We start from the raw sequence: 3,295 nt of genomic DNA, 5'->3' as shown, positions 1-3,295 counted from the left end.
CCGACGGCCAGGGCAACGACGAGGAAGATCACCAACCGCGTCAGCAGAGTAGTGGTGTACACGCCGCGGAAGGCGACCTCACCGAACCACAGCCAGTTCGTGTAGACGTCGATCAGACGGGGACCGATGAGAAGCAGACCTGCTGCTACCAAGGCCAATACGAGCAAGATCCGGCTTCGCCGCGACAAGGACGGCATACCGGTGGGGGGCCTCATGCCCACGTGCCACACTCCAACTTCGGGCGACGCCGACCGGCGCCGCAGATGACTTCTTCGGCGCACTCGTCGTGCGCCGCATGTCCGTTTCGCCCTACTGTACGTACGTTGATCCTACGGCTGCGACGCCCGTACTGCGGCCACTGCTGGTCGCAGGTCAGGAGCGTCGGCGTCCATGGAACCATCCGGATGCGAGGATAGTGCGGTGAGCAACGACAGCAACGGACTGCCCGGCGAAGACCATTTCGGTGACGAGTTCGACCCCGAGTCGGGTGGGCAGGAAGTGGCCGAGGCTCTGGCTCGATGTGCTCGCGAAGTGGCGGATTTCGTCGAGGCAGGCGGTTGGCACCAGGCCCCGCAGATGTTCGCGTTGGTACCCACCGCAGCGCTCGCCGCGGCAGAGCCCGGACTCCTCGACGATCTTGCCGACGGCGCTGCACTGACTCCCATTCAGCAACATTCGCTGCCCGAGGACATCACCGGCGGCTCCCCCGCCCTGGACGAGTTCCTGGCCACCTCCACATGGCCCGAAGGTGTCGTCGGATGCGCACTGGTCCAGGAGATCGTGGTCCTTCCCCCCGCCGCCGAATCGACACTCGACGATGCCTTGATGCCGTTGCTCGCCGATCCCGATGCGGCCGACGAGGCCGCGCGCTCGGCTGCCGAGAACCATCCCGAGAAACGGGATGCTCGGTTGATCGTCGCCGTACTCAAGGACGGTCCGTCCTTGACTCTGCTGCAGTTGCACCCGGACGAGGACGCCGATCCATTCGCGCCCATCGACCTTCGTATCGCGCCGGACCTGGCCCCCAACGTCGTGCACGGCCTCTACGCGACGTTCGACGTCGTCGACGACGACTAGCGGCCGGGCCGGGTCAGCTGCAGGACGGCGCGTCGCCGCCCGAGCCGATCGCCTGCAGCGAGTCGACAGCACTGTCCAACGATTCGACACGCACCAATCTGAGGCCGTCGGGGACGTTCTGTTGCGCCTCACCGCAGTTGGCGTCCGGCACCAGGAACGTGGTGGCTCCGGCCTCGCGGGCGGCGATCAGCTTGTACGGAATACCGCCGATGGGGCCGACCGTGCCTTCGGCGTCGATGGTTCCCGTCCCCGCGACGAACTCTCCGTTGCTCAGCTCACCGGGACTGAGCTTGTCGACCACGGCCAGGCTGAACATCAGTCCGGCCGACGGTCCGCCGACGTCGGCGAGGTTGAACTTCACCTCGAACGGCACATCGGGCTGCTCCTCGGGCGTGACGCGAGGTACCCCAACGTGTCGTCGTCGGGCCGGGCTCCGAGTACCACCGAACCCGTCCGTGTGATGCCGTCCCGGACGTACTCGATCTCGACGGAATCACCCGGGGCTCGGGAGCTGACCGCCTCACGAACCGCGGAGGCCGTGGCCACGGGGGTGTCGCCGACCGAGACGAGCGTGTCCCCCACGTTCAGCACTCCGACAGCGGGCCCGTCATCGGCCACGCTGGCCACCGCCAGCGACACCGGCAGATCCAGATGATGCAGCGCGGCGAGTTCGGCGCTGGACTCCGACTGCTCGAAGTCCGCCTGATTGCCTTCCTGAACTTCTTCCTTCGACTTGTCCGGCGGATAGACCTCCTCGCGCGGAACCAGTCCTTGCCTGCCGCTGGCCCAGAAGCCGAGAGCCTCGAACAAATTGAGCTGATCGCGCACGGCCACGGTCGTCATGTTCAAGTGGCCCGCGGTCGGATCGACCTCGGTTCCGTCGATCTGCACCACGGGCACCCCGTCGACGTCACCGAGAGTGTTGTACGTCGGGCCGGGGCCGAGAGCGGCGAACGGAACGGTGACGACCGAGCCGGTGACGCCCAGCACCACCACGGGTAGCAGCGCAGCGACGAGAGTGGCGATCCTTCGGTTCACTCCGTAGACACTAGATCCGAATACGGTCGACTGTGCAGACCGCCCCTGTCGAGTGCGTCCGCGCCGACTTCTCACGGCCCGGACTGTTCGCCGTCAGCGTGACGATCCACCACTCTCTCCGTTCGTTGGGCTTGTACCGTTGAGTCATGAGCAATTTTGGTTTCGGTGCCTCCGACGACGACCCGGACAAGAAGAAGGATCCGGACGGCTCGGGCAACCCTGCCGGTTTCGGCTTCGGTGGCGAGGGCTTCGACCCCGCACAGCTGGGCCAGATGCTCACTCAGTTCGGCCAGATGCTCAGCGGAATGGGAGCCGCAGGCGGGACCGGGTCGGGACCGGTGAACTACGACCTGGCCAAGCAGCTGGCACGCCAGCAGATGGGCGATTTCAGCCCGGTGTCGGCAGGCGAACGAGAGGCCGTCACCGACGCCGCGCACCTGGCCGAGCTGTGGCTGGACGGGGCGACGACTTTGCCGGCCGGTGCCACCAAGACCGTTGCGTGGACACCGGTCGACTGGCTCGACAACACGATCGACACCTGGAAACGCCTGTGCGACCCCGTCGCCGAGCAGATCTCGGGCATGTGGACATCGGGACTGCCCGCCGAGGCCCAGCAGATGGCCGGGCCGATGATGGGCATGCTGACGCAGATGGGCGGGATGGCGTTCGGTTCGCAACTCGGCCAAGCTCTCGGCCAGCTGTCCAAGGAGGTTCTGACGTCCACCGACATCGGCCTGCCCCTCGGACCGTCGGGAACGGCGGCGCTGCTGCCGTCGGCCATCGCGTCGTTCAGTGAGGGACTCGAACAGCCCGACCGTGAGGTGTTGGTGTTCCTCGCCGCTCGTGAAGCCGCCCACCAGCGGCTCTACAGCCACGTCCCGTGGCTGCGGCAGCGGGTTCTGGCCACCGTCGAGGAGTACGCGCGCGGCATCCGGATGGACTTCTCGGCCATCGAAGAGGCCGCCGCAGGGCTCGACCCGTCCGCGCTGACCGATCCGTCGAAGATCGAGGCGATCCTGCAACAGGGTGCCTTCGAGCCACAGACGACGCCGGAGCAGAAGCACGCACTCGAGCGTCTCGAGACACTGCTCGCCCTGGTCGAGGGATGGGTCGAGACGGTGGTTGCAGCCGCTCTGGGCGACCGCCTGCCCGGTGCCGTCGCGCTCGGCGAAACGATCCG

Annotated in this window: 3 protein-coding genes and 1 pseudogene; 2 read left to right on the top strand and 2 right to left on the bottom strand. The window is 66.8% G+C overall.

Going from position 1 to position 3,295, the window contains the following annotated elements; genetic code table 11:
* On the bottom strand, positions 1-221 hold a 221-nt coding region (locus tag RHBS_RS25990; RefSeq protein WP_145977614.1), incomplete at its 3' end, for a UPF0182 family protein.
* A gap of 277 nt (positions 222-498) precedes the next feature.
* Between RHBS_RS25990 and RHBS_RS25985 the strand changes: the two genes are divergently transcribed.
* Entirely contained in the window at positions 499-1,077 is a 579-nt protein-coding gene (locus RHBS_RS25985) for a PPA1309 family protein (RefSeq protein ID WP_128646825.1), read from the top strand.
* 13 nt (positions 1,078-1,090) lie between these two features.
* Here RHBS_RS25985 and RHBS_RS25980 read toward each other — a convergent pair.
* A pseudogene (locus RHBS_RS25980) lies at positions 1,091-2,115 on the bottom strand (PDZ domain-containing protein).
* A gap of 146 nt (positions 2,116-2,261) precedes the next feature.
* Here RHBS_RS25980 and RHBS_RS25975 point away from each other — a divergent pair.
* The coding region (locus tag RHBS_RS25975) for a zinc-dependent metalloprotease (protein ID WP_145977613.1) at positions 2,262-3,295 on the top strand (1,034 nt) is incomplete at its 3' end.

Origin of the sequence: Rhodococcus sp. BS-15, assembly GCF_000813105.1 — a bacterium.
GTDB lineage: Bacteria > Actinomycetota > Actinomycetes > Mycobacteriales > Mycobacteriaceae > Rhodococcoides.
The sequence above is the reverse complement of the archived record's forward strand: the minus strand, read 5'-3'. Positions and strand labels throughout refer to the sequence as shown.